This is a genomic window from Nocardia nova, from assembly GCF_002933465.1.
GTDB classification, from domain to species: domain Bacteria; phylum Actinomycetota; class Actinomycetes; order Mycobacteriales; family Mycobacteriaceae; genus Nocardia; species Nocardia nova_B.
Genome location: NZ_PSZE01000035.1, coordinates 1 through 24,924, shown reverse-complemented (window position 1 = coordinate 24,924; position 24,924 = coordinate 1). Strand labels below are relative to the sequence as shown.

The following is a 24,924-nucleotide window of genomic DNA, read 5'->3' as shown; positions in this document are numbered from 1 at the left end:
AACGCGGGTACCTTCGGCAGTATGGAGGTCCTGCTGCATCAGATCGATGCGTTCGCGGATGCGCCCTTCACGGGTAATCCGGCGGCGGTGATGCCGTTGTTCGGCTGGTTGCCCGACGAGCTGCTGCAGCGACTGGCCGAGGAGAACCGGCTGTCGGAAACGGCCTTCTATACCTCGGCGCTGCCGGTGGAGGCCGGATTGCCGCCCGGCGACGGCCCGGCGTTCTGGCTGCGCTGGTTCACTCCGGCCACCGAGGTCGACCTGTGCGGGCACGCCACCCTCGCCACCGCGGCGCAGATCTTCGACGATATGCATCCCACCGCCGGCCAGTTGCACTTCTACACCCGCAGTGGCTGGCTCGGGGTAAGCCGCAGCGGCGACGAGCTCGAACTCGATCTGCCGCTCGTGGAATCCGTGGATACCGTCCCGAACCCTGATCTGATCGCGGCCCTCGGGGTGCGGCCGCTGCGCGTGCTGACCGGCCAGGACGAGGTGGTCGTGGTCGCCACCGAAGCGGAAGTGATTCGCGCCCGCCCGAATTTCGCCGCCTTCCCGGTGCTGCGCCGCGGGGTGATCCTCACCGCACCCGGTGACCACACGGATTTCGTTTCGCGCTTCTTCGCCCCCGGCGTCGGTGTCGACGAGGATCCGGTCACCGGCTCCGCGCACGCCCAGCTGGCACCGCTGTGGGCCCGCGATCTGGGCCGCGGCGATCTATCGGCCCGCCAGCTCTCCGCCCGCACCGGCCGTCTGCGCTGCACGGTCAGCGGCTCGCGCGTGCTGCTCACCGGCCGCTGCCACCGCTACCTCGACGGGGTGGTCCGACTCCCGCGGGCGGAAATTCTGCCGACCTCGCCCTGAACGAATCCGCTCCGTGCGCCGGATCGGGCCGCCGTGGGCCGGCGGCCGTCGAGCACCCGTGACCGCGTCGGTCTGCGGTCGTGCCGACGAATGAGCGCGCGGTCCGAAACCCGCTCGACAGGCGTTACCGGACGGAAGTAGCGTGCGGCTGGTGCAGGTGCGTGGATCGGTGAACGACGTGGAGGAGACGACCGGTGCGGGGGGCCGAGGTCGGTGGGGGCGCTCGCTGGCCGGTGGCGGCGCGGCGGTCGGCGCGGGAGCGTATCTGATCTGGGGAATGTTCCCCGCCTTCTTCGGTTTGCTCGGATTCGCGGGGCCGGTGGAGATCCTGGCGCAGCGGATTCTGTGGACCCTGGTCGTGGTGCTGGTGTTACTGCTGGCGGCCGGGCGGTTGCGCGAACTGGGGGCGATCGACGGCCGGACCTGGCGGCTGGCGGCGGTGGCCGCGGCGGCGATCTCGATCAACTGGGGGACCTACGTCTACGGCGTGACGTCGGGGCACGTGGTGGAATGCGCGCTCGGCTATTTCATCAACCCGCTGGTCACGGTCCTGTTCGGGGTGGTGCTGTTCCGGGAGCGGCTGGCGTGGCCGCAGTGGGTGGCGCTCGGGCTCGGCGGCGCCGCGGTGGTGGTGCTGACCGTCGACTACGGCAAGCCGCCGGTGATCGCGCTCGTGCTGGCCTGTTCCTTCGCCACCTACGGTCTGGTGAAGAAGGTGATCCGGCTCGACCCGATGCGCAGCGTCGCCGCCGAGGGCGTGGTGTCCGCGCCGTTCGCGCTGGCGGTCGTCGTCGCTCTGGGCGTGCGCGGGGACGCCGAGTTCGGGCACGGTGCGGGGCACACCGCCTTGCTGGTCGCCACCGGCCCGGTGACGCTGATCCCGCTGTTGCTGTTCGCCTTCGCCGCGTCGCGCGTGCCGCTGTCGACCATGGGGATTCTGCAATATCTCACTCCCGCACTGCAATTGGCGTGGGGTGTGCTGGTGGGGCACGAGCCGATGCCGGCCTCGCGCTGGATCGGATTCGGACTGATCTGGACGGCGCTGGCGGTATTCACCGCCGACGCTCTGCACCGATCCCGGCGCTTGGCACGGCGGGACGCGCTGGGTTAATGGGTCGTTCATTCCGGTCACCGTGCACAACGGAGTCACCTTCGATTTCGCTCCGGTCCCGCCGCATATCACCGAGATTCAGCCGCAGCATTACGCCCTGCTGGTCTCCGAACCCGAATTCGACGCGGCCTACGCGAAGATCCGGGATCGAGGCCTGAGGTTCAGGGCCGATCCGCGGCAGAGCCGGGAAGGCGAGATCAACCACAACGACGGCGGTCGCGGAATCTATGTCCTCGACCCCAGCGGTCACTACCTGGAGTGGCTGACCGTGCACTACGGTGGCTGGCCCGCGGCGAACGGCGAACAGCGGTAGTGTGCGCCCGGCGGCCGAATTCGCTTCGTCCGCCGGCCTTTTCCGCGATCGAATCCACTGGTGTCAGCGCGAGACCGCGACACCCAGCGACAGGGCGGCGAAGGTTTTCGGTGCCGGAGAATCGTAGAACCGGTCCAGTTCGATGATCTCGAATCCGGCCTCGTCCAGTAATCCGCGGATATCGCGATTGAGGTGGCATCCACCGGCGATCACCTGCTGAACCGGATCGAGCCGATGCTGCCAGGCGCGCACGTTCGCATCCGGCGCCAGCCCGTGCTCGAGGAAATGAAAGGTGCCGCCGGGCAGCAGAACTCGCCGCACCTCCCGCAGCGCGACGGCGATATCGGGAATCGTGCACAGCGTCCACGTCGACAGCGCGCTGTCGAAACTGTTGTCCGCGAACGGCAACGACTGTCCGTCCAGGCCGGCCCGCTCCACCGGCACCGGCGAGTCCGCGACCCGCGCCGCCGCCAGCCGCCATCCCAGATCCGCCGGCTCCACGGCACTGACGTGACTCACCCCGGCGGGATAGAACGGCACATTGCGACCCGAGCCGAATCCGATCTCCACCACCCGGCCACGCAACCCCTCGCACACCCGGCGGCGCAGCCGATCGTTGGCCGGCACTCCGCAGACCCGATCCATCAACCGCGGCAGCACCCGCTCGCTGTAGATTCCCACCCTCTCACTGTGTCAAGTCACCCTGCGCGCCGCTACCCGTCAGGGCACGGGGGTGACGTATGTGCCGAGCCAGGTGGTGATGTAGCTCAGCACCTCGGGTGCGATCGTGGTTTCGATGGTCGGGTATTCCCTCGGGCTGCCGGTATCGGCGGGCTGCATCAGATGGTTGAGCCCGTCGAACACGTGGATGTCGGCATTCGGGTTGCCCGCGAGATCGGCCCGCGCGGCCGGGGCGCTCTGGGCGGCCGGAACCTGCATGTCCTTGGTTCCGTAGAAAGCCAGCACCGGAATACGCAGTGCCTGCAGGGCCGGTGCCGGGTCGTAGTCGACCAGGGCCTGGAAATACGGGGTGGTCAACTGATCGATCGCCGATTGCGGCTGCCGCTGCTCGGGTGGCAGGGAGTCGTTGTGTTCGGTGGCGAAACGGCGGATGTGTTCGTCGTCGCCGGTGCGGATCAACGTGGTCAGGGTGGTGATGTAGCCGACCTGCTTGCGGATGGCGTCGGCGTCGGCGTGCTCGCTGCGCAGCAGCAGGTCGTTCTGCGCGAGCAGCACCTCCGAGCCGGAGACGGCGGGTCCGGCCATCATGATCACGAAGGCGAGCCGGCTGTCGGGGCGGGTGGCGGCCAGCGGTGCGAGATAGCCGCCCTCGCTGTGGCCGAGCAGGCCGATGTGGTTGCCGTCGATATCGGGACGGCTGCGCAGATAGCCCAGTCCGGCCATGATGTCGTCGGTCAGGTCGGTGTAGCTGCAGGTGTCGAGTTGCCCGCCGGTGCCACCCACGCCTCGGTCGTCGGTGCGCAGGACGGCGTATCCGGCGCGGGTGAGCGTATCGGCGAGCAGCAGGAACGGTTTGTGCCCGGCGATCTCCTCGTTGCGATCCTGGGGTCCGCTGCCGGTCACCAGGACGACCGCCGGAAACGGTCCCCGCCCGCGCGGCCGGGTGAGCGTCCCGGCGATGGTGATGTCGTCGCTGCGGTAGCTGACGTCCTCGGATGTGTAGGGCCACGGCGGCTGGGGTTCCTGCGGACGCGGCGGAGTGGGCACCTTCCCGCGATGCATGGTCAGTGCCAGATCCTGCCCGGACTGGGTGAAGGTGCCGGTGACGGCGTCCGCGGAACGGTCGTAGCGGCCGTGGAAATGCGGGTCGCCCGGCAACCCGGGAATCGTGAAGGCGACGGCGTTCGGCGCGACGTCGACCTGTTCGAGCGGGAGATCGTAGATGCCCTGCGCCGGAACGGTCACGCTGCCACCGTTTTCGGTGAATGTCACTCCGATCGGCAGCTGCGGACCCGGCACCGGCAGCACCCCGTTCCAGTCGCCGGTGACCGGCGCGGGGCGCGGCGTGACGGTCGTCTTCTGGGAACTCGAGCAGGCCGCCACCAGGGCCACCGCCAGCAGCGCGGCCACCACGACGATCAGACGTCCGTGCCGCTCGGATCTCGGTGGGCTCCCCGCGTTGGCACCCGGCAGATCGGACCTCGTTGATCGCGACGATCGCATGCCTCAACGATGGCACACCGCCGCGGGCACAAAGGTGCTTCGGCAGATCACGACACCGGGTGTCGAAGCGGTCGTGAAGGTCACGGAAACGATCGGTGCCGCGTCGGGTCCGCCTCGAACCGGTCTCGGGGGTGTCACCGTGCGGACAACGTCGTTGCCCGCGCAACGGTACGCCCGTACCGTAGGGTATGTGAGCAACGACGCTTTACCCGCAGGTTCTGCGGCTCTGCCCGCAGGTGTGCGTGGCTCGGCCGCGGTCGAGTTCGAACCCTTGGTGCGCAATTTCGCGCGGATTGTCGGGGGCCGTGCCGGAGCCGGAGGCGGTCTGACCGTGCTTCGGCACGGTGAGCCGGTGGTCGATGTCTGGACCGGCTACTCCGATCTCACCACGCCCTGGACCCGCGATACGGGTAGCGTCGCGTTCTCCGCGACCAAGGGCATCGCCTCCACTGTCATCCATCGCCTGGCCGACCGCGGCCTGATCGACTACGCGGCCCCGGTGGCCGAATACTGGCCGGAATTCGGCGCGGCCGGAAAATCGCGAATCACGGTGGCGCAGTTGCTCACTCACCGCGCCGGACTGTCCTCGCTGCCGAGTGTCGCCGGCGGACTGGACGAGGTGCTCGACCACGAACTCATGGAACACCGCCTGGCCGCCGCCGCGCCGGACCGGTTGCTGGGGGTACCGGCCTACCACGCCCTCACCTACGGATGGCTGCTGGCGGGGCTGGCCCGCGCGGTCACCGGTATGAGTATGCGCGAGCTGTTCCGCACCGAAGTCTCCGAGCCGCTGGGCATCGACGGCCTGCATCTCGGACGCCCGGCGCCCGGATCGAATACCACGGTCGCCGCTCTCGCCGGTTCTCGGCTAGCCGTGGCCGGCACCGCACTCGGTGCCCTGGTCCTCGGGCAGGCGGGGCGTTTTCCGGGTCCGCCCGGCGCCGCGATTCGCGCCCTGTTCCTGCCGGGCCTGCATGCCCTCTTCGATGGTGACGAGCCGTCCATCCTCGCGACCGAAATGCCCGCGGGCAACGGCGTTTTCACCGCGGGCGCGCTGGCCTCGGTCTACGGCGTGCTCGCCGACGACGGCATGATCGGCGGTCGCCGGTATCTGTCGGCGCAGACCATGCGCCATATCCGGCGCGTGCAGACCCGCCGGCTCGACCACGCCCTGTTCTACTTCCCGATGATGTGGCATCTGGGCTATCACACGTTCCCGATTCCGGGGGCCTCTTCCGGATTCGGCCATATCGGCCTGGCCGGATCCTTCGGCTGGGCCGAACCGCGGCTGGGCCTGTCCGTCGGCTTCGTGCACAACCGGTTCACGCCCCACTCGTTCGTGTGGGATCAGCTGGCCGCGGCCTGGGTGCTGCCGCTGGTGGTTCGCGGCGCGCGAGCCATGCAGGACGGCCGTCGTTCGTCGCAGCGACCCGCCGCCTGATCGGACGCCGAACTGCCCTGTGCCGCAGAAACTCGTGCAGCACAGGGCAGTTCGTTCGTCGAGATCAGGTGAGGTACCGGTACGTGGGGGAGTTGGGATCCAGCTGCTGGCATTGGATCGGCGAGGCCTCCATGCGCGCCAGCAGTGCTTCGAGGCCGGACGGCGCGCCCAGTTCGATGCCGACCAGCGCGGCCCCGGTCTCCCGGTTGTTGCGCTTGACGTATTCGAAAAGTGTGATGTCGTCGTCGGGGCCGAGCACCTCGTCGAGGAACCGGCGCAGCGCACCGGGTTCCTGCGGGAAGTTCACCAGGAAATAGTGTTTGAGGCCCCGGTGCACGAGCGACCGCTCGATGATCTCGCCATAGCGCGAGACGTCGTTGTTGCCGCCCGACAGCAGGCACACCACCGTCGACCCCGGCTCGATATCGATCTCGGCCAGCGCGGCCACCGACAGCGCACCCGCCGGTTCGGCGATCACACCCTCGTTCTGGTACAGCTCGAGCATGGCGGTGCAGATGGCGCCTTCGTCGACCTGCATCATGCGGAAAGACCCCGCGCCCCTGGGCGATTCGGTGCCGATGAGCAGCGGCAGCGACGCATGCGACACCACGCGCCCACCGAATTTCGAGACCGTGGCATAGGGCAGGTCGCCCACCCGCCGCACGGCCGCGCCGTCGACGAAAGGATCGATCTGCGGCAGCGTGACCGGACCGCCCGCGACGAGTGCGGCCGTCATCGAGGCCGCACCCGCCGGCTCGACGCCGAGGATGGCGGTAGCCGGCGAGCGGTCACGCAGATAGGTGCCGATGCCGGCCAGGCACCCGCCACCGCCGACAGGGACGATCACCAGATCGGGGACGCTGGGCAGCTGTTCGAGAATCTCCACCGCCACGGTGCCCTGCCCGGCCGCGGTGCGGGCGTCGTCGAACGGCGGGACCATGGTGGCGCCGGTGCGGGCGACGTCGCCGGCGGCCGCCGCGGCCGCCGCGTCGAAGGTGTCGCCGACGGCGATCAATTCCACGAATTCGCCGCCGTGGGCGCGGATGCGGTCGCGCTTCTGCTTGGGTGTGGTGGTCGGTACGTAGATGCGGCCCTGAATCCCCATCGCGCGGCAGGCGAAGGCGACGCCCTGGGCGTGATTGCCGGCGCTGGCGGTGACGACTCCGGCCGCGCGTTCGCCGGCATCGAGCTGCACGATCAGGTTGTAGGCGCCGCGCAACTTGTAGGAGCGCACCGCGGTGAGGTCCTCGCGCTTGAGGTAGACGTTCGCGCCGGTGGCCGCCGACAACCGCTCGATTCGCTGTAGCGGCGTCGGCTCGACGATGTCGGAAATTCGCTTGGCGGCCGCGTCGATCTCGTCCGCGCTCAGTTCGGGCAGCGGAGCGGATACCTTCTCTACGACATCCAGCGGTTCAGACACCCGAACATGCTATCGGTCGCGCTAGCTCCGGCGCGCGGCAGCTTCCGTAGTGGTCCGGTACGCCCGAAACCGGCGCCGCCCGGGCCGTGGGCCGGGCGTCGCAGCGGTGACCGTCGTGAACCGGTGACCGTCGTGAACCGGTGACCGTCGTGATCCGGGTGAATCAGGACTTCGGGGTCAGGACGAAGAGCGGGATCTCGCGGGTGGTCTTCTTCTGGTAGTCGGCGTAGTCCGGGTAGGCCGCGACGGCCCGCTCCCACCAGACGGCCTTCTCCTCGCCGGTCACCTCGCGTGCCGTGTAGTCCTTCACCACATCGCCGTCGCGCAGCTCGACGGTCGGGTTGGCCTTGAGGTTGTAGTACCAGACAGGATGCTTCGGGGCGCCGCCCAGTGAGGCCACCGCCGCGTACTCGCCGTTGTGCTCGACCCGCATCAGCGGGGTCTTGCGCAACTTGCCGGTCTTGGCGCCGACACTGGTGACCAGAACGATCGGAATTCCCCGGTCGGGCAGGGTGTTGGCTTCGGTCCCGTTGGAGGCCTCGTACTTCTCGGCTTGCTCGCGGGACCAGGCGGACGGGCTGGGTGCGTATTCTCCGGTGAGTGGCATGACCCGCATAACAATCGATGGCCGCGGATGTGTTCCCGGCGGCGTTCGTGACCGGATCGCCGCAAATGTTCGGTGGACCGAAATTCCGGATACATGTAGCCTGACGACATGACAGCGGTCAGCCCCATCGTTCGCCCGGTCCGCCGTACCACGCAGACGGTGCGGCTCGCGGGTGTGCCGTGGCCGGTGTACAAGCTCGAGGCCGTCGCGCTGGGTGCGCTGGTCGCGCTGGTTCTGGGCCTGATCACCGGATCTGCACAGCTCGCCGTCCTGGTTGCCGCCGGTGCCGCGGCGCTGCGCTGGATCGTGGGTGTCACGGCCGGACGCCCGCCGCGCACCGCCGGCTGACCCGCCCTTCGTGGCGCGACGCCCGGTCGGGGCCGCCGACGTCACGCACGTCCTCAACCGGCCAGACAACCCGGGCCGAGCAGCGCCTTCAGATCACCCATCAGTGCCGAGGACGGCGAGACCCGCAGGTTGTCGGCGACCTTGAGCATCGTGGTCTTCTCGCGGGATCCGACGTGGCGGATGTGCACATCGGCGGTGCCGGGATGGCTGGACAGGACCCGCTTGAGCGCGCTCACCTTGTCGGGCGTGCACAGCCGGGTGGGAATCGTCACCGCCAGTGGCTTCTCCATGCCGATCGACGACAGATCCGGGACCACCAGATCGTTGGCGATCAGCGAGATCCGGTCGTCGCGCACCGAGACCCGTGCCTTCACCAGTACGACGGCGTCCTCGGCGATATCCATCCCGTACACCGAATAGGCCTGTGGGAAGAACAGCACCTCGATACCACCGGTGAGGTCCTCCAATTGTGCGGAGGCCCAAGGCATTCCGTTCTTGTTGACGCGCCTGGTCACCGAGGCGAGGATGCCGCCGATGGTCACCTGCGCGCCGTCCTTGACATCGCCCTGCAGAATCGCCGGGATCGGCGTATCCGCCTGTGCGGCGAGCACGTGCTCCACCCCGTTGAGCGGATGGCCGGATACGTAGAGTCCCAGCATCTCTCGCTCCAGGGCCAGCTTGTGCTTGGCCTCCCACTCCTCGTCGGGCACCTTGACGTCGAAGACCGAGGAGATCGAATCGTCGGCGTCGTCGAGCCCGCCGAACAGGTCGAACTGCCCGATCGCCTCCGCCTTCTTGGTGGCCATCACCGCGTCGATGGCATCGGAATGCACCAGCAGCAGGCCCTTGCGCGGATGTCCGAGCGAGTCGAAAGCGCCTGCCTTGATGAGGGATTCGGTGACCTTCTTGGTACAGGCGATGGTGTCGATCTTGTTCAGGTAGTCCGAGAAGTCGGTGAACTTCGACTTCTCGGTGCGTGCGGCGATGATCGAGGACACCACGTTGGTGCCGACATTGCGCACCGCGCCCAGACCGAAACGGATATCGGTGCCGACCGGCGCGAAGTTCTGCTCGGACTCGTTGACATCGGGCGGCAGCACCGTGATACCGAGGCGGCGGCAGTCCGACAGGTAGACCGCGGCCTTGTCCTTGTCGTCGCCGACGCTGGTGAGCAGGGCGGCCATGTATTCGGCCGGATAGTTGGCCTTGAAATAGGCGGTCCAGTAGGAGACCAATCCGTAGGCGGCGGCATGCGATTTGTTGAACGCGTAACCGGCGAACGGGAGGATGGTGTCCCACAGCGCCTTGATCGCGGCCTTGGAGTAGCCGTTCTCCAACATGCCCGCCTCGAAGCCCTCGAACTCCGCGGCCAGCACCTCGGCCTTCTTCTTACCCATCGCGCGGCGCAGGATGTCTGCTCGGCCGAGCGAGTAGCCGGCCACTTTCTGCGCGACGTGCATGATCTGCTCTTGATAGACGATCAGACCGTAGGTTTCGCCGAGGATGTCCTTCAGTGGTTCCTCGAGCTCCGGGTGGATCGGCTTGACCTCTTGGCGCCCGTTCTTGCGGTCGGCGTAGTCGTTGTGCGCGTTCATGCCCATCGGGCCGGGGCGATACAGCGCGCCGACGGCCACGATGTCCTCGAAGGCGGTGGGCTGCATGCGTCGCAGCAGATCGCGCATGGGCCCACCGTCGAGCTGGAACACACCCAGCGTGTCGCCGCGGGCGAGCAGTTCGAACGTTTTCGGATCGTCCAGCGGCAGCGCGTCGAGATCGACGTCGACGCCGCGGTTGGCCTTGGCATTGTCGATCGCGTCCCCGAGCACGGTGAGGTTGCGCAGGCCGAGGAAGTCCATCTTCAGCAGGCCGATGGCCTCACACGACGGATAGTCCCAGCCGGTGATGATGGCGCCGTCCTGGGCTCGCTTCCACACCGGGATCGCGTCGGTCAGCGGCTCCGAGGACATGATCACCGCGCAGGCGTGCACGCCGGCGTTACGGATCAGGCCTTCCAGACCCTTCGCCGTGTCGTAGATCTTGGCGATATCGGGGTTGGATTCGATGAGGGTGCGGACCTCGGCGGCCTCTTTGTACCGCTCGTGCTCGGGATCGGTGATACCCGATACCGAGATGTCCTTGGCCATGATCGGCGGCGGCAGCGCCTTGGTGATCTGGTCGGCGATCGCGAAGCCGGGCTGGCCGAACAGGACGCGGGCCGAATCCTTCAGCGCCGCTTTCGTTTTGATGGTGCCGAACGTGATGACCTGGGCGACCCGGTCGCTACCCCATTTCTCGGTGGCGTAGCGGACCATCTCACCGCGGCGGCGATCGTCGAAGTCGATATCGATATCGGGCATCGAGACGCGCTCGGGATTGAGGAATCGCTCGAACAGCAGACCGTGCGGCAGCGGGTCGATATTGGTGATCTTCAGCGCGTAGGCGACCAGCGAACCGGCGGCCGAACCACGGCCGGGCCCGACCCGGATCCCGACCTCGCGGGCGTGGTTGATCAGGTCGCCGACGACGAGGAAGTAGGCCGGGAAGCCCATCTTCAAAATCACGTCGATCTCGTACTCGACCTGATCGAGGTACTTCTGCGGGACGCCGTCGGGGAAGCGGTACTCCAGGCCGCGCGCGACCTCCTTGCGCAGCCACGACGCCTCGGTCTCACCCTCGGGCACCGGGAATTTCGGCATCCGGTCGCGGTGGGTCCACACATCCTCGTAGGACTGCACGCGCTCGCCGATCAGCACGGTGTTGTCGCAGGCGCCGGGGACCTCGCCGTCCCAGATCTCACGCATCTCCGCGGCCGACTTCAGGTAGTAGCCGCTGCCGTCGAATTTGAACCGGGTCGGGTCCGAGAGCGTCTTACCCGTCTGAATGCACAGCAGCGCCTCGTGATTCGTGGCGTCGGATTCGTGTACGTAGTGGCAGTCGTTGGTGGCCAGCGGCGGGATACCCAGCTTCTTGCCGATGTCGATCAGGCCCTCGCGCACCCGGCGCTCGATGGACAATCCATGGTCCATGAGTTCGAGGAAGAAGTTGTCCTTGCCGAAGATCTCCTGCCACTTGGCCGCGGCCTCCAGCGCCTCGCGCTCGTGCCCCAGTCGCAGCCGGGTCTGCACCTCGCCCGACGGGCAGCCGGTGGTGGCGATGATCCCCTCGGCGTACTGGGCGATGATCTCGGCGTCCATGCGCGCCCACTTGCCGAGTTGGCCCTCGATCGAGGCCAGACTCGACAGCTTGAACAGATTCCGCAGACCGGTCGCGGTCTCGGCGACCATGGTCATATGGGTGTAGGCGCCGGAACCGGAGACGTCGTCGCTCTTCTGGCTCGGGTCACCCCACTGCACGCGCTTGGTGTTGAACCGGGACTCGGGCGCGATGTAGGCCTCGATGCCGATGATCGGCTTGATGCCCTGCTTTTTGGCCGAGTTGTAGAACTCCGAGGCGCCGTACATATTGCCGTGGTCGGTCATCCCGACCGCGGTCATCCCGAGCCGCTCCGCCTCCTTGAACAGGGGCGTGATCTTGGCGGCGCCATCGAGCATCGAGTACTCGGTGTGATTGTGCAGATGTACGAATCCCGAGTCGGCCACGCGAGGAATCCTAGTCGACCGGACCGACAGCCGATGCCAGGGAACTACATGCGTGCAATTCGGAGCTCGGCGTGTCGGGCGAGTCTCCCGGATTCGCCGGGGAGTGTCGCGCATCGCCGTGGCGAACCTCACCACCGCGACCGCGGCGGGCGGGCGACAGCCGGAACGGATTCGAGTCGCACCGGTAACGCCACGCGGGCCCGGCGGCGATAACCCGGCTGCGAGAGACGAACGGTCCGGAAGGGCAGATCGGTGCGTCACGGCGGTCGGCGGTCAGCGTGCCGCTCCCCGTCTCGCCGATGACGGTCGACCGAGACGAGGGCGGTCGGCCGTCATCATTCTCTTCGGGAAGCCGGGTGGTGCAGAGGTCCTGCAAGGAGGCCGGCTTGTCGGGCGTCACTGATATCTTGTGACTCGACAGCTGCTCGGTAACACTGAGGCAGTCAAGGGCAGGCGTTGACGCACAACGTAATTGGCTCAGGGGGCGGAACGTGAGCGGGACGGCAGATGCGTTCGAAGTAGAAGCGAGTACTCCTGTCGGTACGGTGATCGGACGCCACGCCGACCGGCACCGGAAGTGGTGACCCCGCCGTGTTGACCGGGCGGAGGTACCGTCTCGAACTCACTTCCGATCAGCAGGCTCGGTGCGAGACGTTTGCCGCCGGCTGCAGGTCCGTCTGGAATACTGGGCTGGAGCAACGACGCATGTACCGCTCGCGGGGTGCATGGATCAATTACGCGGAGCAGGCCGCGCAGTTGCCCGAGGCGAAATCGGAACACGACTGGCTGAAAAGTGTGCCCGCGCATTGTCTTCAGCAGACGTTGATGGACCTGGACAGGGCTTGCCGCACGCAGGGCACATGGAAGGTGCGGTGGCGTTCGCGGCGCCGGTGGGCCCCATCGTTCCGATTCCCGGAAGGCTCGAAGATTGTCGTGGAGCGGTGGGGGCGCAAAGCGGGCCGTGTAAAGCTGCCGAAGCTGGGATGGGTGCGCTTCCGATGGTCGCGTCCGCTCGGCGGGAAGATACGGTCTGCGACGGTGAGACGTGATGGTGACCGATGGATGGTGTCCTTTCTCATCGACGACGGACAAGCACGCCCCCGATGTCATGGGCGGCCGGGCAGCGCGGTCGGCGTGGATCGCGGTGTGAGCGTTGCGGTCGCCTGTTCGGATGGTGCGACGCTGAACGGATCCTTCGGTGCCGACGGCGCGGTAGCCCGGCTTCGTCGCTTGCAGAAGAAGTTGTCTCGGCAGAAGGTGAACTCGCACAACCGGGCGGATACGGTCGGCCGGATACGCCGCCTTCGGAGGCGCGAAAGAGACCAGCGCAAAGATTTTGCTGCCAAGGTCGCGCACCGGATCGCGACAGCGAATGCGACTGTGGTGCTGGAGGATTTGAAGATTCGGAGCATGACCCGCAGCGCGAAGGGCAGCGTGAACGCTCCGGGCACCAATGTACGGCAAAAAGCTGGACTGAACCGCGCCATTCTCGCCAAGGGTTGGTATCAGCTTCAGCTTGCGCTGGAGGCGAAGGCCCGGTACACCGGGAGTACGATTGTCAAAGTCCCGGCAGCATTCACGTCACAGGCGTGTTCAGCGTGTGGCGCGGTGGACGCGAGATCGCGTAAGAGCCAAGCGCGTTTCGTATGCACCCGCTGCGACATGACGTTGAATGCGGACATCAACGCTGCACGGAACATCTTGGCCGCCGGGCTGGCGGTCACAGCCTGTGGAGACCTCGACAACGGTCGGTCTGGGAAGCAGGAACCAGCAGGAAACCGTGAGGAATTACTGCCTCCGCCCTAGCCGGTGCGGAGATTTCCGCGTTCATTCGTGGGAGGACTGTCAAAATTCGAGTAGTTCGCTACTCGCGAGCGGCACGGTACGGGGCGCGAGGATTGCCGGTATGAAGCGTTTGGTTGTGTGCTGTGACGGCACGTGGGGATCGGAGAGCAATCCGACGGTCTCCAACGTTGTGAAGATCGCCGAGTCGGTGCGGTCGAGCGCCGTCACCGATGCGGGCGACCATGTGGGACAACGGGTTTTCTATGTCGACGGCCCCGGCTCCCGCGGCTATCTGGCCGACAAACTGCTCGGCGGCGCGTTCGGGCTCGGCCTCGACGCCAACCTGTCCACGATGTACTGGCAGCTGGCACTGAACTGGGAACCAGGGGACGAGATCTACGTCTTCGGCTTCAGTCGTGGCGCCTATACCGCCCGCAGTCTGGTCGGAATGATCAACCGGCTCGGGCTGCTCACCGCCGACGCGATGGTCGAGCGCGCCTATCCCGAGGCGCTGAAGATCTACCGTCAGCGCAAAGTGGATCCCGACGGTCCGGATCGGCCGGAGTGGATCGAATTCCGTGAACGACACTGCGTCTACCCGGTGCCGATCACCTTCCTCGGCGTCTTCGACACCGTCGGCGCGCTCGGGGTGCCGCTGCTGACGTCGTGGCGCTACCGCTTCCACGACGTACGGCTGTCGCGAAATGTGCGGTACGCGCGCCAGGCGCTCGCGATCGACGAACGCCGCCGGATGTACGCGCCGTGCCTGTGGGAAATCACCGACGACCCCGAGGGCGGCCCGAGCGGCGCCGACCGGGTGCAGCAGGTCTGGTTCGAGGGTGTGCACACCGATATCGGCGGTGGCTACGTCGACAGCCGGCTCTCCGACATCACGCTGCGGTGGATGGTGGACCAGGCTCGGACCGCGGGACTGAGCTTCGACGACGAGCGCATCGAACAACTCCTGAACCGCCGTACCTCCGCGCAATCGGCCGCCGCGCCGGAGCCGGCGGTCGCGGTGCCGGATTCGCCTCCGCGGGCGCACGATTCGCTCACCGTCTTCTACCGCGTCCTCAATCGCGTGGGCTGGGCGCTGCATCCGCGCAACCCCCGCTTCTACGCGGATTCCTGGCGCCGTCTGTCCGCCCCCGGTGATCGACGTGTCTACCTCGCCGACTGTGCCGCGCCGTGCGCGACCTACCGCCCACCGAACGTCGTCCGCTGGGCCGAGGAACTGGCCGGACCGCTGCCCACCCTGCCGGTCGGTGCGAGCGACGACAGCATCGGCGATCACCCGGCAGGTGAATATGTCGCGGGCGGACAGCACCCGACGGGTAGCGGCTCCGTGGCCGGGACCGCCGCCTGATCGCCGCCGCCCATCTCGGCGCTCGCCCGGCGCGCTCGCCGGCGGTGCGGAGCTACGGCCCTGCTGAACTGCCGGAAATGACCGGTTTCGGCGACCGCCGGGGCGGCCGACGGCGGATCGGCGGCGCCTCGTTCGCCGTGTGGTGCTGCCGAGTCGCCGGGCGGTGCCCGTCGGCCGAACCCCTCCCCGGGCGCGTCCGGTGCGCGCCCGGGTTCGCTTGTGTCTCAGTGCCTTAGACGGCCGCGGCGGTCCGAACCGTGCATGCGGCGAGGACGCGTGACCTGATCGAGATAAAACCGGGGTGTGATCGGTCGCACACATCACTGCAGGTCCAGCCGATTTTTCTCAGCGTAATAAAATCCATTGTTCATTTGACGTTATGTTTACGTTAACTTGCCGCAATCATTCTGTGACTTGCCAAGAAGCAGACAAACGGTCTGTTTTCACCGCGGCGAGCGGGCTTTCGTCCTGTGGATCGTCGCGTTGGTCCCACCACCGTTCGACGCATCCGGAGTTCGCATCACCATGCAGATCAGAAGACTGTTACCCCTCGCCGTCCTCGCCGCCGTCGTCACCGTGCCCGTCGCGGCCCACGCCGATGCCGGCGTGCCGCCGCAGCTGCAGCAGAGTGCCCAGCAGTGGGTGCACGGATTGCCGCAGCCGCAGCAGGATCAGGCTCAGCAATTCCTGCAGACCCTGCCGCAGCCGCTGCAGCAGGTGATCCCGCAGACTTATACCGACAACCTCGACGGCTGGATCAAGCACGCGCTCTTCGTGATGGGGCAGCACGGCATTCCGGGCAGCTACGACGGCATCTACCGCAATGTCATGCGCGAGTCGGGCGGCAACCCGCGTGCCATCAACCTCTACGACTCCAACGCCGCGGCCGGCATCCCCTCCAAGGGCCTGATGCAGGTCATCGATCCCACCTTCGCCGCCTACCACGTCGACGGCACCTCGGGGGACATCTACGACCCGGTCGCCAACATCGCCGCCGCCTGCAACTACGCCGCGCACCGCTACGGCTCGATCGACCACGTGTTCTCCGCGTACTGATCCGGGCTCGATCCGGCCTCAGCGCACCAGCAGCGCCACCGGCAGGCGGGCGAACAGCTTCTCCAACCGGGTGCGGCCGGTGAAGGTGTGGCCGGTGAGGCGGTCGGTCCAGGTGCCCGAGGGCAGGTCGAGGACGGTATCGGCCCACCCGCCCTCGGCCAGGGCCACGCTGTAGCGGGTCGCGGCAACAATCACCTGTGGCGCCTCACCGCTGCGGCCGCGCGCATATCCCACCAGGTGTTCGCTGCGGTCGCCGCTGCCGAACAGTGGTGTGTAGGAGCCGCCGACGAAGCAGTCCGGCCGCTCTCGCCGCAACCACAGGGCGTAGGCGACGATCCACATCTTCGCCGCACCGGAGTTCTCCAATTCCGGTGTGCCCGTGAGGGATTGCAGCATCGCCAGCCGATGCCCGAAATCGACCGGCCGCCGGTTGTCCGGATCGACCAGCGAGTCCTCCCACAACTCGCACCCCTGATACACATCGGGGATGCCGGGACCGCACAGCTGAAGCAGCTTCTGCCCCAGCGAATCCGACCACGCGTGCGGTGCGAGCCGGGTCGCCAGCTCGCCCAGTTCGGCGCCGACCGGCCCGTCGATCACGGTGTCGAGCCAGCGATGCACCTCGGCCTCGAAGTCGACGTCGGGTTCCTCCCACGAGGAACGCAGGCCGGCCTCGCGCACCGCCTTCTCCGCGAACAGGTGCAGGCGTTCGCGAAACCTCGGCACTGTGGCGGGGCGGCGCCCGTCGACCGGCCACACACCGAACATGTTCTGCAGCAGGAAGTTCGCGGTCGGCCCATCCGGTGCGGGCGCGAGGTCCAACCAGGCGCCCACCGCCTTGGCCCAGCTGTCGGCGACCTGCGACAGCACCGTGATGCGGGCGCGCACATCTTCGCCTCGCTTGGTGTCGTGCGTCGACAGGGTCGTCATGGTGGCCGGGCGACGCCCCGCGCGTTCGGCATTGGCGAGATGGAATTCCAGCACCGAACGGCCGAACCTGCCCGGGTCACCGCCCATCTCCTGCAGCGACACCAGACGCGCCGCCTGATAGAACATGGTGTCGTCGACCGCCTTGGCCGCGACCGCGCCGCCGACCTGATGCATCCGCCGCGCTGCTTCCCCGCCGGCGGCCAGCGCCCGCACGAGGACCGACAGCGGGGCGGTCAGCTCCCGGTTGCGCTGCTGCACCTTGGCCACCACGGTGCTGAGCACCCCGGACAGGGGTGCGTAGTCGGTGCGATACACCGGCAGATGGGACAGCACCTCGATGGTGGCGTTGGTCAGCGCCATATCGCTGATCGCGGCCGAATCGAATCCGTTCACCGCGGCGTCGCGCTTCACCGCGCCGACCAGTCGCCGGACCTCGGGCACGAGCAGGCGTTCGGCCACCGCGCGTTTGATGCGGTGTTCGGTATCGGCCATCCAGGCGGCATCGCTGCCGTGTCCCGACATCCGCCGCGACAGCTCGGTGAGCGCGTTCTCCCCGGCCGGATCGACGAAGATACCGCCGACCTCGGCGAGCGCTTCGTATCCGGTGGTGCCGTCGACCGGCAGGGTGGCGTCGAGCGGTTCGTGGCGGCCGAGCACCTTCTCCACCAGCAGCAGCCGCTGCGGGCCGATCAGTCGGCGCAATTTCGCCAGATAGGCGGCCGGATAAGCCAATCCGTCGGGATGGTCGACGCGCACCCCGTCGATGAGATCGTGTTCGCACCAGGCGGCCAGTTCGCGATGGGTCAGGTCGAAGACCGCCGGCTCCTCCTGCCGGATCGCCGCCAGCTCCGAGACCGCCAGGAATCGCCGATAGCTGCAGATCCCGGCTTTCCAGCTGACGAGGCGATAGTGCTGGCGGTCGTGGATGCGCAGCGCGTTCTCCCCGTCGGTGCCGGGGGCGATCGGGAAACGCAGATCGCGCAGGGCCAGGACGGGTTCGGGGCCCGAGCGGTCGACGGTCAGCGCGGCCGGATCGTTCTCGCTGTGCAGGACGGGCAGCGCCAGCCGCCCGCCCGCGCCGTTGCCCGAGCTCCAGTCGATGTCGAAGAAATGCGCGAATTTCGAATTCTTGCCGTTGCGCAGCACATCCCACCACCACGGATTGCGCCGCGGATCGCCGACACCGACATGATTGGGCACCAGATCGACGATCAGGCCCATGCCGCGGCCGCGCACCTCGTCGGCGAGCGCCTTCAGCCCGCCCGGCCCGCCCAGTGCCGCCGACACGGTGGTCGGATCGGTGACGTCGTAGCCGTGCGCGGAGCCCGGCATCGCGGTCATCACCGGGGACAGATACAGATGCGAAATACCCAGCTGCTGCAGATATTCGGCGATCGCGCGGGCATCGGCGAAGGTCAGGGCGTCCGGGCGCAGCTGTAGCCGGTACGTGCTGCGCACGGGGGTCCGGCGAGCGATCGGGCCGGTGCGGTGTTCAGGGGAAGGGGTGTCTGTCATCTCGATATCGGTGTGGATTCGGTACGGCGGAGAACGAGCAGGCAGCGGGCGGGTACGGCGACCGTGGCCGCTGCGGGGTAGGTGGCATCTGTGCGCCCGGTGGGTGTCGAGCAATCCAGCGCTACCGTCCAGTGCGCGCCGAATTCCGGTCCGGGTACGGCGAATTCGAGGGGTGCGTCGTGGGCATTGAAACACAGCAGGAAGGAATCATCGCGCACTCGTTCCCCGCGCGGGCCCGGTTCGGCGATCGCTTCGCCGTTGAGGAACACCGCCAGGGAGCGGGCGAAGCCGGTATTCCAGTCGGCGGTGGTCATCTCCGTGCCGCCGGGGGTGAACCACGCGATATCGCCGGAGTCGGCGCCGGGGCGCCCATCGGACACGGCGCCGGGGCGCCCATCGGACACGGCGCCGGGGCGCCCATCGGATACGGCGCCGGGGCGCCCATCGGATACCGAGCCGGGGCGCCTGCGGTCGAGAGTGCCGGGACGTCCGTCGAAGAAGCGCCGGCGCCGGAACACCGGATGGGCGTGGCGCAGTGCGAAGGCCGTGCGGGTGAACGTCAGCAGGTCGGCGTACTTTTGCGCGGCGCCCCAGTCCATCCAGGACAGTGGCGAATCCTGGCAATAGGCATTGTTGTTGCCCTGCTGGGTCCGCCCGATCTCGTCGCCGTGCAGCAGCATGGGTGTGCCCTGCGACAGCGCCAGGGTGGCGATCATGTTGCGGCTCTGACGATCTCGCAGCGCGCAGACCTCCGGATCGTCGGTGGGACCCTCTATCCCGCAGTTCCAGGACCGGTTGTCGTTCTCGCCGTCGCGGTTGTCCTCGCCGTTGCCGTGATTGTGTTTGTCGTTGTAGGACACCAGATCTCGCAGCGTGAACCCGTCGTGAGCGGTGACGAAGTTGATGCTCGCGCCCGGGCGGCGGCCGGTGGCCTCGTACAGATCGGAACTGCCGGTGAACCGGGAGGCGAATTCGCCCAGGGTCGCCGGTCGGCCGCGCCAGTAGTCACGCACGGTATCGCGGTACTTGCCGTTCCATTCGGTCCACAGCCCCGGAAAGTTCCCGACCTGGTAGCCGCCTTCGCCGACATCCCACGGTTCGGCGATCAGTTTGACCTGACTGACCACCGGGTCCTGCTGCACCAGATCGAAGAACGTGGAAAGCCGGTCCACATCGTGTAATTCGCGCGCCAGCGTGGCCGCCAGATCGAAGCGGAAGCCGTCGACGTGCATATCGAGAATCCAGTACCGCAGCGAATCCATGATCAGCTGCAGGGTGTGCGGATGGCGCACGTTGAGGCTGTTGCCGGTGCCGGTGTAGTCCATGTAGTGCGCCGGATCGTCCTCGGCCAGACGGTAATACGCCGCGTTGTCGATCCCGCGCAGGCCGATCGTCGGCCCGAGGTGATTGCCCTCGCCGGTGTGGTTGTAGACCACGTCGAGGATCACCTCGATGCCGGCGCTGTGCAGTGCGCGGACCATCGCCTTGAATTCGGTGACCGCGGCCCCGGCCCGCGGATCGGCCGCGTACTCGTGGTGTGGTGCCAGATAGCCGAAACTGTTGTACCCCCAGTAGTTTCGCAGTCCGCGGTCGAGCAGGATTCGGTCGTGCAGGAACTGGTGGACCGGCATCAGTTCGATTGCGGTGACACCCAGCGACAGCAGATGGTCGATGATCGCCGGATGCGCGATACCCGCGTAGGTGCCGCGCAGTCGTTGCGGAACCGCCGGATGCGTCATCGTCATACCCTTGACATGGGCTTCGTAGATGACGGTTTCGTGAAATGGCCGCCGCGGCGCGCGGTCACCGGCCCAGTCGAAGTACGGGTTCACCACCACGCCGGTCATGGTGTGTCCCAGCGTATCCGCGCCGTAGGTGTGCAGGGTGGCATCGGCGGCGAACCGGCCCGTGAAGGCCTTGCCGTACGGATCGAGCAGTAGTTTGCTGCTGTCACAGCGCAATCCGCGGGCGGGCTCGTAGGGGCCGTGCACGCGGAACCCGTAGCGCTGCCCGGGGGCGACGGTGGGCAGATAGGCATGCCAGACGTATCCGTCGACCTCGTCGAGTGGGATGCGGTGCTCACCGCCCGCGCGATCGATCAGGCACAGCTCGACCTGTTCGGCAACTTCGGAGAACACCGAGAAGTTGGTGCCGGCGCCGTCGTAGGTCGCGCCCAGCGGATAGGCGGCACCCGGCCAGACGCCGAGAGGCGTCATCTCACCGGATGTATCGGGCCGAACCATATACCGACAGTAACCGTCGCGCCGGAGCCGCCGGTGCGGGTGGGCCGAGTCGTGCCGGGCCGGTAATCCGGTGGCTATCGATGGCCCGGCCGCGGCCGACGGGCCTCGCGGTTCCCGCGGCACCGCGGTTACCGCAGGCTGCGCCGCCAGGTCTGGCCGACGAGGTCGGCGCCGAAACTGTGGTGTGGCCGGGAATCGACGAGCTCGAATCCGGCGCGCTGATAGATCCGCCGCGCCGCGGTGAGCACATCGTTGGTCCACAGCACCATGTCCCGGTATCCGGCCTCGGTCGCGAACCGCAGGCACTGCTCGACCAGTGCGGTGCCGACGCCGAGCCCGCGCGCCGACGGTTCCACGAGCAGCAGCCGCAGCCGGGCGGTGGTCTCGTCCTCGCGCACGCACAACACCGCACCGGCCGCCGCGCCGCCGGTCTCGGCGATCCACGCCCGCTCGGTGTCCGGATCGTGCCCGGCCAGGAAGTCGGCCACGATCTTCACGACCAGCGCCTCGTAGTCGGTGTCCCAGCCGTATTCGGCGGCGTAGAGCACCGCATTGCGCTGGATGATCCAGCCGTAGTCGCCGGGATGTGGAGATCGGAGGCGGACCTCGTTCGTACGGTCCGCCGCTGGTGCGCTGGTGTGGCTCGCCGCTGGGACGCTTGCGCGGCTCGCCGGGGTGGATGGGGCGAGCAGTTGTTCGATCGTGCGCATCGCGGTGCGCAGGCGACGCCGGTCCGCGGCGCTGTGCCCGGCCAGCAGTGCGGCGATGTCGCGTGCGGAGCGGCGGTCGAGATCGTCGGCCGCGGCCCGTCCGGCTTCGGTGAGCTGTACGAGTTGCAGCCGAGCGTCGGAGTCGGATCGGTGCCGGCGCACCAGCCCGGCGCTCTCGAAGCGGGTGAGGATCCGGCTCAGATAGCCGGGGTCCAGGCCCAGGTCGGTGCGCAGCATGCGGACGCCCAGCGGTCCGGAGTGCGCGAGTTCGAACAGGATCCGTGCCTCGGTGAGCGAGAAGTCGCTGTCGAGCAGGTGTTCCTCGAGCACGCCGATCACCCGGGTGTAGCGGCGGTTGAACGCGCGCACGGCGTCGACGTCGTCCTGATCGAGTGCGGAGATCGTCACGGCCCTCCTTTCGCAGTTCTTTGACTGAGTCAAATATATCGCGCGACGGCCCCGTGTACACCCGATTCGCCGCGGTGATAACTTGAACGATGTTCAAGACCGTCTCGTGAAGGGATTCGCGTGGCCCTGACAGCCGACCAAATCACCGCCCTCGACGCCGCGCACGTCTGGCATCCCTACGGTGGCTTCCCGGCGAGCACCGAACCGCTGGTGGTCGCCTCGGCCGCGGGCACCCGCCTGACCCTCGCCGACGGCCGCGAACTGGTCGACGGGATGAGTTCATGGTGGGCGGCGGTGCACGGCTACCGGCACCCCGTGCTGGACGCCGCGCTGATCGAGCAGTCGCAGCGGATGAGTCACGTCATGTTCGGCGGGCTCACCCACGAACCGGCGGTGCGGCTGTCCCAACTGCTGGTGGAGCTGACTCCCGACGGTTTGGACAAGGTGTTCCTCTGCGATTCCGGCTCCGTGTCGGTCGAGGTCGCGGCCAAGATGTGCCTGCAGTATTGGCGGGCGCTCGGACAACCGGAGAAACGGCGGCTGTTCACCTGGCGCGGTGGGTATCACGGTGACACCTTCACTCCGATGAGCGTGTGCGATCCCGAGGGGGGCATGCACTCGCTGTGGACCGATGTGCTGGCCGAGCAGATCTTCGCGCCCGTACCGCCGGTCGACTTCGATCCCGGCTACGTCGCGGAGCTCGACCGGCTGCTGGCCGCGCATGCGCACGAGACCGCGGCGGTGATCGTCGAGCCGGTCGTGCAGGGCGCGGGCGGGATGCGTTTCCATCATCCGCGCTACCTGAACGAGCTGCGCCGGCTGTGCGACGAGCACGGCGTGCTGCTGGTCTTCGACGAGATCGCCACCGGATTCGGCCGCACCGGAACGCTTTTCGCCGCCGAGGCCGCGGGGGTGGCGCCCGATGTGATGTGCGTGGGCAAGGCCATCACGGGCGGATATATGACCCTGGCCGCCGCCTTGTGCACCACCCGGATCGCCGAAACCGTCAGCGCGGCCCACGGCGGGCTCATGCACGGGCCCACTTTCATGGGCAATCCGCTGGCCTGTGCGGTCGCGGTCGCCTCGGTGGAACTGCTGCTCTCACGGGATTGGGCGGGCGAGGTCGCCGCGATCGAAGCCGGGCTGACATCGGGACTCGCTGCGGCGCGGGATAATCCGCGCGTGGTGGACGTGCGCGTGCTCGGCGCGATCGGGGTGGTGGAACTCGACCACTCGATCGATATGGTCGCCGCGACCCGCGCCGCCGTCGAGGCCGGCGTGTGGCTGCGGCCGTTCCGCAATCTGGTCTACACCATGCCGCCGTTCATCAGCAGTGCCGACGATATCGCCCGCATCGCCGCCGGCGTGGTCGCCACCGCCGCGGCCGGTTGAGGCCCCCGAATTCCCCTCCGCCGCGGTTCGTCGTATATCGGAAATTTATCTTCGTGTGATACGGTGACAGCGAGCACGAAAATTCCTGTCTATCATCGGCATTCGCGCGGTGATATCCACCGGATCCTTCGGACGGTGAAAGGGAATTCGATGATCGGCACCGAACCCAGTCGCTCGGCGATGATGGCGGCCGCGGCCCGTGCCGCCCACCTGCTGGTCGACAACGAGCCCTATCTGTTCCGCGACACCATGGCGTCCGCCCTGCTCGGCCCCCATGCGGAGGAGCTCATCGGCTACCACCTGCACCACGGCGAACATCCGCTGCTCGCCGCGGTCCGGGCGCAGGCGACGGTGCGCAGCCAGTGGGTCGAACAGCGCCTCGCGGAATCGGCCGCGGCGCAATATGTCATTCTCGGGGCGGGACTCGACAGTTTCGGATATCGCGATGCGGCCGAAGGTATCCGGGTATTCGAGGTCGACCATCCCAGCACCCAGCGGTGGAAAAGGGAAATCCTCGCCATCGGCGATATCCGCCCGGTCGGCGAGGTGGTTTTCGTACCCGTCGATTTCGAACGCGACGATCTGCCGCGGCGATTGGCCGATGCCGGATTCGACCGTGCCCGTCCCGCACTGGTCAGCTGGCTCGGCGTCAGCATGTATCTCACCGCCGAGGCGATCGACACCACGCTGGCCGCCCTCTCCGGTCTGGCCCCCGGCACGGAACTGGTGATGGAGTACATGCTCGATCCGGCACTGCGCGACGGCAACGGACACGCCTACGCCGAATCCGTCCAGCCGATCACCAGCGCGCAGGGCGAACCGTGGCTGAGCACCTTCGCTCCGGAAATCCTCGACGAGGTCCTGCGCCGGTACGGATTCACCACGGTCGAGCACATCAGCCACCGAGCGGCCGTACCGGCGGATCGGTGGAAGCGGGCCGATGCGCTGCAGCCGGTGGACCTGTGCCGGCTGGCACATGCGCGCATCGGTGGGTGACGCCGCCGTGGCCTGCGGCGGTGGGCGCGGTGTGTTTGGCTGGACTCCGACGCCTAGGAGCCGAGGAGTGGGGAATGCGGGCACTGCGAGTGATCGTCGTCGGCGGGGGAATCGGCGGAATGGCCGCCGCGATCGGCCTGCGCCGGGGCGGGCACGATGTCGAGGTCTGGGAGCGGGCCGCCGATATCGGCCAGGCGGGGTCGGGATTGACACTGTGGCCCAACGGGTTACGAGCCCTGGATGCGATCGGAGTGGGCGCGCGGGTGCGCTCGCGGGCGCTGGCCGATACCGAGGGCGGAATCCGTGACCGCTCCGGCCGCTGGCTGACCCGCACCGACACCGGGACAATGGCCGAGCGGTACGGCCCGGTGGTGGCCGTCCACCGTGCGGACCTGTTCGACATTCTGCGCACCGCACTCGGCGACGACCGGCTGCGACTGGGACGCGCCGTCACCGGCGTAGACATCGAAAGCCGTTGGGGAACAACGGAACCGGTCGGTGGTGGCCGCCCCGGCGACCCGGCGCCGGCGACGGGTGTGACCCGACGGAACGCCGCGGTGAACAAGGCTCCGGAGGCGCGTGACACCGCCGGAGATGTCCGGGCAACCGGCGGGGGACGGGGGCCGGATACCGCCGCGA

The 24,924-nt window shown here is 67.7% G+C and carries 18 protein-coding genes and 1 pseudogene; 11 read left to right on the top strand and 8 right to left on the bottom strand.

The features are described 5' to 3' along the window. Positions 1–21 precede the first annotated feature (21 nt). The 3 genes and pseudogenes from C5E41_RS29010 to C5E41_RS29000 form a co-directional block, all read left to right on the top strand. Positions 22–861, top strand: coding sequence for a PhzF family phenazine biosynthesis protein (locus C5E41_RS29010; protein ID WP_104378907.1), 840 nt, complete (start codon positions 22–24; stop codon positions 859–861). A 226-nt stretch (positions 862–1,087) separates the two neighbouring features. Then, entirely contained in the window at positions 1,088–1,972 is an 885-nt protein-coding gene (gene rarD, locus C5E41_RS29005) for an EamA family transporter RarD (RefSeq protein ID WP_308706041.1), read from the top strand. A gap of 1 nt (position 1,973) precedes the next feature. After that, positions 1,974–2,285 (top strand): annotated as a pseudogene (locus C5E41_RS29000) (VOC family protein); the annotation flags it as partial. A 63-nt stretch (positions 2,286–2,348) separates the two neighbouring features. Here C5E41_RS29000 and C5E41_RS28995 read toward each other — a convergent pair. Together C5E41_RS28995 and C5E41_RS28990 are read right to left on the bottom strand one after the other, a co-directional pair. Further along, positions 2,349–2,966: a class I SAM-dependent methyltransferase gene (locus C5E41_RS28995; RefSeq protein WP_104378906.1), complete on the bottom strand. Its 618-nt coding sequence runs from the start codon at positions 2,964–2,966 to the stop codon at positions 2,349–2,351. 39 nt (positions 2,967–3,005) lie between these two features. Next, positions 3,006–4,469: an alpha/beta hydrolase family protein gene (locus C5E41_RS28990; RefSeq protein ID WP_104378905.1), complete on the bottom strand. Its 1,464-nt coding sequence runs from the start codon at positions 4,467–4,469 to the stop codon at positions 3,006–3,008. A 190-nt stretch (positions 4,470–4,659) separates the two neighbouring features. On the opposite strand from C5E41_RS28990, the gene C5E41_RS28985 reads away from it, so the two are divergent. Further along, positions 4,660–5,910, top strand: coding sequence for a serine hydrolase domain-containing protein (locus C5E41_RS28985; protein ID WP_258081331.1), 1,251 nt, complete (start codon positions 4,660–4,662; stop codon positions 5,908–5,910). 64 nt (positions 5,911–5,974) lie between these two features. On the opposite strand, the gene ilvA is transcribed toward C5E41_RS28985, so the two are convergent. Together ilvA and C5E41_RS28975 are read right to left on the bottom strand one after the other, a co-directional pair. Further along, positions 5,975–7,330: a threonine ammonia-lyase IlvA gene (gene ilvA / locus C5E41_RS28980; RefSeq protein WP_104378903.1), complete on the bottom strand. Its 1,356-nt coding sequence runs from the start codon at positions 7,328–7,330 to the stop codon at positions 5,975–5,977. A 163-nt stretch (positions 7,331–7,493) separates the two neighbouring features. Beyond that, a complete protein-coding gene (locus tag C5E41_RS28975; protein WP_104378936.1) occupies positions 7,494–7,937 on the bottom strand; it encodes a nitroreductase family deazaflavin-dependent oxidoreductase in 444 nt (147 codons plus the stop codon). Positions 7,938–8,045: 108 nt separating this feature from the next. Between C5E41_RS28975 and C5E41_RS28970 the strand changes: the two genes are divergently transcribed. Next, positions 8,046–8,285, top strand: a complete 240-nt coding sequence (locus C5E41_RS28970; RefSeq protein WP_104378902.1) for a hypothetical protein — start codon at positions 8,046–8,048, stop codon at positions 8,283–8,285. Positions 8,286–8,338: 53 nt separating this feature from the next. Here C5E41_RS28970 and dnaE read toward each other — a convergent pair whose 3' ends face one another. Then, a complete protein-coding gene (gene dnaE, locus C5E41_RS28965) occupies positions 8,339–11,884 on the bottom strand; it encodes a DNA polymerase III subunit alpha (protein WP_104378901.1) in 3,546 nt (1,181 codons plus the stop codon). Between the two features lie 591 nt (positions 11,885–12,475). Here dnaE and C5E41_RS28955 point away from each other — a divergent pair. From C5E41_RS28955 to C5E41_RS28945, 3 genes are all read left to right on the top strand, one after another. After that, positions 12,476–13,690 (top strand): RNA-guided endonuclease InsQ/TnpB family protein, encoded by a 1,215-nt coding sequence (locus tag C5E41_RS28955; protein WP_104378899.1) that lies wholly within the window; start codon positions 12,476–12,478, stop codon positions 13,688–13,690. Between the two features lie 100 nt (positions 13,691–13,790). Next, positions 13,791–15,035 carry a DUF2235 domain-containing protein gene (locus C5E41_RS28950; protein WP_104378898.1) on the top strand — a complete coding sequence of 415 codons (1,245 nt, stop codon included), beginning with the start codon at positions 13,791–13,793 and terminating at the stop codon, positions 15,033–15,035. A gap of 525 nt (positions 15,036–15,560) precedes the next feature. Next, entirely contained in the window at positions 15,561–16,091 is a 531-nt protein-coding gene (locus C5E41_RS28945) for a transglycosylase SLT domain-containing protein (RefSeq protein ID WP_104378897.1), read from the top strand. Positions 16,092–16,109: 18 nt separating this feature from the next. On the opposite strand, the gene treY is transcribed toward C5E41_RS28945, so the two are convergent. The 3 genes from treY to C5E41_RS28930 all read right to left on the bottom strand — a co-directional run bounded on the left by treY (position 16,110) and on the right by C5E41_RS28930 (position 21,897). Continuing rightward, positions 16,110–18,536: a malto-oligosyltrehalose synthase gene (treY, locus tag C5E41_RS28940; RefSeq protein WP_104378896.1), complete on the bottom strand. Its 2,427-nt coding sequence runs from the start codon at positions 18,534–18,536 to the stop codon at positions 16,110–16,112. Further along, a complete protein-coding gene (gene glgX / locus C5E41_RS28935) occupies positions 18,533–20,779 on the bottom strand; it encodes a glycogen debranching protein GlgX (RefSeq protein WP_146097729.1) in 2,247 nt (748 codons plus the stop codon). Before glgX ends, treY begins: the two co-directional genes overlap by 4 nt. A 128-nt stretch (positions 20,780–20,907) precedes the next feature. Then, positions 20,908–21,897: a bifunctional helix-turn-helix transcriptional regulator/GNAT family N-acetyltransferase gene (locus tag C5E41_RS28930; RefSeq protein WP_258081330.1), complete on the bottom strand. Its 990-nt coding sequence runs from the start codon at positions 21,895–21,897 to the stop codon at positions 20,908–20,910. A 120-nt stretch (positions 21,898–22,017) separates the two neighbouring features. Here C5E41_RS28930 and C5E41_RS28925 point away from each other — a divergent pair, with 120 nt between their 5' ends. From C5E41_RS28925 to C5E41_RS28915, 3 genes are all read left to right on the top strand, one after another. Continuing rightward, positions 22,018–23,289: an adenosylmethionine--8-amino-7-oxononanoate transaminase gene (locus C5E41_RS28925; RefSeq protein WP_104378894.1), complete on the top strand. Its 1,272-nt coding sequence runs from the start codon at positions 22,018–22,020 to the stop codon at positions 23,287–23,289. Between the two features lie 135 nt (positions 23,290–23,424). Then, positions 23,425–24,285, top strand: a complete 861-nt coding sequence (locus C5E41_RS28920; RefSeq protein WP_219823279.1) for a class I SAM-dependent methyltransferase — start codon at positions 23,425–23,427, stop codon at positions 24,283–24,285. A gap of 74 nt (positions 24,286–24,359) precedes the next feature. Continuing rightward, on the top strand, positions 24,360–24,924 hold a 565-nt coding region (locus C5E41_RS28915; protein ID WP_146097728.1), incomplete at its 3' end, for an NAD(P)-binding protein.